Origin of the sequence: Kitasatospora sp. NPDC059817 (assembly GCF_042731835.1) — a bacterium.
In the GTDB taxonomy this organism is placed as follows: Bacteria; Actinomycetota; Actinomycetes; order Streptomycetales; family Streptomycetaceae; genus Kitasatospora.
This window is the reverse complement of record NZ_JBHWIR010000217.1, coordinates 1-5,022: the sequence shown is the minus strand read 5'-3', so window position 1 is coordinate 5,022 and position 5,022 is coordinate 1. Positions and strand designations below refer to the sequence as shown.

The window sequence follows — 5,022 nt, the reverse complement described above, 5'->3', positions numbered from 1 at the left end:
GTGGGGGGGGTCTTGGCACCCCGCTGCGTCGGGTCGGGGGGGGTGTGGGTGTGTTTTGCCCCCTACCGGGGTGGCGGGGCCCGGGGGGGGGGGCGCCCCCCCCCCCCCCCGGGGGCCCCGTGCGTGGAGAACCCCGTGCGTGGAGGGCCCAATGCCGAGGACCAGTGCGCTCAGCGCCGGGGCCCGTACATGATCACCGCGACCCCGGCCAGGCAGACCAGCGCGCCCACCACGTCGTAGCGGGTCGGGCGGAAGCCGTCCACGACCACGCCCCAGAGCAGCGACCCGGCGACGAACACCCCGCCGTACGCGGCCAGCACCCGGCCGAAGTGGCTGTCCGGCTGGAGCGCCGCGACGAAGCCGTACCCGCCGAGCACCACCACCCCCAGCCCGGCCAGCCACCACGGCCGCTGCTCGCGCACGCTCTGCCAGATCAGCCAGCAGCCGCCGATCTCGGCGAGGGCGGCGACGACGAACAGGGCGACGGAACGCAGGACGGTCATGGCCGGCAAGCCTAGGACGTGTCGGGTGCGCTCAGCTCTGCCGGTACGTCGCGAGGAAGCGGCCGATCCGGTTGATGGCCGTCTCCAGGTCGTCGGCGCGGGGCAGGGTGACGAAGCGGAAGTGGTCCGGGCGGGGCCAGTTGAAGCCGGTGCCCTGGACGACGTGGATCTTCTCGCGGAGCAGCAGGTCCAGCACGAACTGCTCGTCGTCGACGATCCGGTGCACCGCCGGGTCGAGCCGGGCGAAGGCGTACAGGGCGCCCTTGGGCTTGACGCAGCTGACGCCGGGGATCTCGTTGAGGGCCTTGAAGGCGACGTCGCGCTGTTCGGTGAGCCGGCCGCCGGGCAGCACCAGGTCGTTGATGGACTGGTGGCCGCCGAGCGCGGCCTGGACGGCGAACTGGGCGGGCACGTTGGGGCACAGCCGCATGCCGGAGAGCATGGTCAGGCCCTCCAGGTAGTCGGCGGCGTGCTGCTTGGGCCCGGAGACGACCAGCCAGCCGCTGCGGAAGCCGGCCACCCGGTAGGCCTTGGAGAGGCCGTTGAAGGTGAGGGTGAGGACGTCGTCGGCGAGGGCGGCGAGGCAGTGGTGCTCGGTGTCGTCGTAGAGGATCTTGTCGTAGATCTCGTCGGCCAGGACCATCAGCTGGTGGCGGCGGGCGAGGTCGAGGATGCCCTCCAGCAGTTCCTTCGGGTAGACCGCGCCGGTGGGGTTGTTGGGGTTGATGACGACGATGGCCTTGGTGCGGGCGGTGATCTTGGCGGCGATGTCGTCGAGGTCCGGGTACCAGTCGGCCTGCTCGTCGCACAGGTAGTGCACGGCCTTGCCGCCGGCCAGCCGGACCACGGCCGTCCACAGCGGGTAGTCCGGCATCGGGACGAGCACCTCGTCGCCGTCGTCGACGAGCGCGGTGACGGCCATCTGGATCAGCTCGGAGGCGCCGTTGCCGAGGTAGACGTCGTTGACGCCGACTCCGGTCACGCCGCGTTGCTGGTAGTACTGCACCACCGCGCGGCGGGCGGGCAGGATGCCGCGCGAGTCGCTGTAGCCGTGCGCCTTGGGCAGGTTGCGGATGATGTCCTGGATGATCTCCTCGGGCGCCTCGAAGCCGAACGGCGCCGGGTTGCCGGTGTTCAGCCGCAGCACGCTGTGCCCGGCCTCCTCCAGGGCGTTGGCCTGGTCGACAACCGGGCCGCGGATCTCGTAGCACACGTTGTTCAGCTTGCTGGACTGCCGAAACTCCACTGCGGCCTCCCGACCGTCACCACCGCATCGTTGCTGATGCTTTGTTCTACCAAGTTGGCACTTGGAAAGTCCAACCTTTTGGCTATGCTGATCCACATGTCACGCCGAAGCTACGACCAGTACTGCGCCGTCGCCCGCGCCCTGGACGCGGTGGGGGAGCGCTGGAGCCTCCTGATCGTCCGTGAACTCCTCGGCGGCCCGCGCCGCTACACCGACCTGCACGCCGACCTGCCCGGCGTCTCCACCGACATCCTCGCCGCCCGGCTCAAGCAGCTGGAGGGCGACGGCCTGGCCCTGCGCCGCCGGCTCGAACGGCCCGCCAACGCCACGGTCTACGAGCTCACCGAACGCGGCCGCGAACTGCGCCCGGTGATCGAGGCGCTGGGGGAGTGGGGCCTGCCCGCCCTCGGCGAGCAGCGGCCCACCGACGCCGTCCGCGAGCACTGGTTCACCCCCCGCACGGCGGACGACGGGGCGCCCGTCGCGGGTTAGGCACCCGTGCTCGTGCTCGTGCCGGTGCCGGGGTCCGATGCCGGTGCCCGGACCGGCCGCGTAGCATCGTCGGGCCACGGAGCCATCGGAGGAGAGCGGAGACCGCCCGTGCCCACCACCTACCGCAGTTACGTCGCCGTCGGGGACTCCTTCACCGAGGGCATGTGCGACGACCTGCTGCCCGACGGCCACTACCGGGGCTGGGCCGACCGGGTCGCCGACGCGCTCGCCGCCGAGGCCGGGGGTGACGGCGGTTTCCGCTACGCGAACCTCGCCGTCCGCGGCAAGCTCATCGGCCAGATCCACGACGAGCAGCTCCCCGCCGCCACCGCGATGGGCGCCGACCTGGTGACCCTCGTCGGCGGCCTCAACGACGCGCTGCGCCCCGGCTGCGACATCGCCCGGGTCGAGCGGCTGCTCGGCCGCTGCACCGAGGAACTGCGCGCCACCGGCGCCACCGTGGTGCTGTTCACCAGCACCGACCCGACCCGCAGGATGGCGGGCAGCGCCCGGCTGCTCCCGGCCATCCTGCGGATGAAGGCCTTCGTGCACGAGCTCGGCCAGGACGAGGGCGTCGCCGTCGTCGACCTGTTCGCCGCCCCCTGCTTCGACGACCGCCGGCTCTGGGGCGAGGACCGCCTGCACCTGTCGCCCGAGGGCCACCGCCGGGTCGCCGAAGGGGTGTTGGAGGCGCTCGGCCGCCCCGCCGCCTTCGACTGGCGCGCCCCGCTGCCGCCCGCCGCCCCGCCCGGCCGGGCCGAGCGGCTGCGCGCCGACGCCCGCTGGCTGGGCGGCCACCTGGGGCCGTGGATCGGCCGCCGGCTCACCGGGCGCTCCTCCGGCGACGGCCGGCCGCCGAAGCGGGCCGAGCTGCTGCCCTACTCGGCTCCGGGCTCGGCTGCGGGTTCTACGGCGGGCTCGGCTGCGGGTTCTGCGACGGGTTCGGCCGCAGGTTCGGCGGCGGGCTCGGCTGCGGGCTCGTAGAACAGGCTCGCCATCGGGGAGCGGGTGGTCCAGCCGAGCGCGGTGTAGAGCGCCCGGCCGTCCGGGGTGCCGACCAGGACGGCGGTGTCGGCGCCCGCCTGGTGCCCGGCGTTCTGGAGGGTCCGCATCACCAGGGCGCCCAGGCCCCGGCGCCGGTGCTCGGGCGCGGTCAGGATCTGGTCCGGGACGGCCACGGGGCCGGCCAGGCCCGCCTGGCCGCGTGCGGCGAGGTGTCCGGCCTCGGTGCGGACCAGGGTCCGGACGACCCCGCCCCGGGTCCAGGTGGTCACCGTGTAGCCGGCCGGCACCTCGGGCCGCTCGGTGCCCAGCGGGGCGGTCATCAGGTACCCCGGCTGGTCGAGCCGCCACTGCGGGCCCAGCCAGGGCCGGACGACGGCCTCCTCGGTGAACAGCTTCAGCCAGGTGCCCGGTGCGGTGGTCGCCTCGGCGATCTTGCGGACGTCGGGCTCGGTCGGCTCGGGCAGCACGTGCCGGGCGACGTGGCCGACCACGCCGACGTCGATCGTCCAGCCCCACGGCTCGTCCACCGCTTCGGCCGCGCCGCGCGAGACGCTCCAGCCGGCGATCCACATCCGGACGAGTTCGTTGATGCTCGGGTCCTGCACTCCTACCCCCGTATGCCATGGGCGCACTGCGCCATGGATGCACCTCGTAATAGGTGCACTGCCGATTGACACCTTACCGGGGGTGGGGTGGGTGTGACCAGCGCCCAGTAGGCTTGGCGGTCCGACGCACCGGACGGCCGGTGCCCACGCTGGAAGGACCACGCGACGTGCGCGAGACCGAGCCGCCGCAGCACCCCACGGCGGCTCAGCCGACCGAGCTGCGCTCCGACTGCACCAGCTGCTTCGGCCTCTGCTGCGTCGCCCTGCCCTTCGGTGCCGGCACCGACTTCGCCGTCGACAAGGCCGCCGGCAGCGCGTGCCGCAACCTGCAGACCGACTTCACCTGCGGCATCCACGAACGCCTCCGCGACCGGGGCTTCCAGGGCTGCACCGTCTACGACTGCTTCGGCGCCGGGCAGCGCGTCTCCCAGGTCACCTTCGGCGGCCGCAGCTGGCGCGAGGCGCCGGCCGACGCCAAGCCCATGTACGACGTCTTCCCGGTGGTGCGCCAGCTCCACGAACTGCTCTGGTACCTCACCGAGGCGCTCGGCTACGCCCCCGCCCGCCCGGTCCACGCCGACCTGCGGCAGGCCCTGGAGGAGACCGACCGGCTCGCCGGCGGCACCCCCGAGGAGATCCTCGCCGTCGACGTCCCCGCCCACCGGCAGCGCGTCAGCGACCTGCTGCTGCGCGCCAGCGAACTCGTCCGCGCCGCCGTCCCCCGCCGCCGCGAACACCGCGGCGCCGACCTCTTCGGAGCCCGTCTGCGCGGCGCCGACCTGCGCGGGGCCAACCTGCGCGGCGCCCTGCTCGTCGCCGCCGACCTCGGCGGGGCCGACCTGCGCCTCGCCGACCTCGTCGGCGCCGACCTGCGCGACGCCGACCTCTCCGGCGCCGACCTCACCGAGGCCCTCTTCCTCACCCAGGCCCAGCTGAACGCGGCCCGTGGCGACGCCACCACCCGCCTGCCGGCCACCCTCACCCGGCCCACCCACTGGCCCGCCACGGCCCCCGCCCCGGCCGCCGCCACCGGCGCGCGTGCCCCCCGCAAGCCGCGCAGCGGGGGCCGCCCGGGCGGCCCGCGCCGCCGCTATCGGCCGCCCCCTGCAACCGTGGAGCCCCCCCCCCCGGCGGCGGCCGGGGGCCCCCGGCCGCCGCCGGGGGGGGGGGC

Annotated in this window: 4 protein-coding genes and 2 pseudogenes; 3 read left to right on the top strand and 3 right to left on the bottom strand. The window is 74.4% G+C overall.

What is annotated here, in order from left to right:
* Positions 1–170: 170 nt before the first annotated feature.
* On the bottom strand, positions 171–503 hold the full coding sequence (locus ACFV61_RS30915; protein ID WP_063347058.1) for a YnfA family protein: 333 nt from the start codon (positions 501–503) through the stop codon (positions 171–173).
* 31 nt (positions 504–534) lie between these two features.
* The gene (locus ACFV61_RS30910) at positions 535–1,749 is read right to left on the bottom strand and encodes a pyridoxal phosphate-dependent aminotransferase (protein WP_380429136.1); all 1,215 of its coding nucleotides are present in this window, start codon (positions 1,747–1,749) and stop codon (positions 535–537) included.
* 96 nt (positions 1,750–1,845) lie between these two features.
* On the opposite strand from ACFV61_RS30910, the pseudogene ACFV61_RS30905 reads away from it, so the two are divergent.
* Positions 1,846–2,199: pseudogene (locus ACFV61_RS30905) on the top strand (winged helix-turn-helix transcriptional regulator); the annotation flags it as partial.
* A gap of 150 nt (positions 2,200–2,349) precedes the next feature.
* Entirely contained in the window at positions 2,350–3,225 is an 876-nt protein-coding gene (locus ACFV61_RS30900) for an SGNH/GDSL hydrolase family protein (RefSeq protein WP_380429134.1), read from the top strand.
* On the opposite strand, the gene ACFV61_RS30895 is transcribed toward ACFV61_RS30900, so the two are convergent.
* Positions 3,120–3,851, bottom strand: a complete 732-nt coding sequence (locus ACFV61_RS30895; protein ID WP_380495202.1) for a GNAT family N-acetyltransferase — start codon at positions 3,849–3,851, stop codon at positions 3,120–3,122. The two genes, ACFV61_RS30900 and ACFV61_RS30895, sit on opposite strands and share 106 nt — an antisense overlap.
* A 167-nt stretch (positions 3,852–4,018) precedes the next feature.
* Between ACFV61_RS30895 and ACFV61_RS30890 the strand changes: the two are divergent.
* A pseudogene (locus ACFV61_RS30890) lies at positions 4,019–4,855 on the top strand (pentapeptide repeat-containing protein); the annotation flags it as partial.
* Between the last annotated feature and the right edge of the window lie 167 nt (positions 4,856–5,022).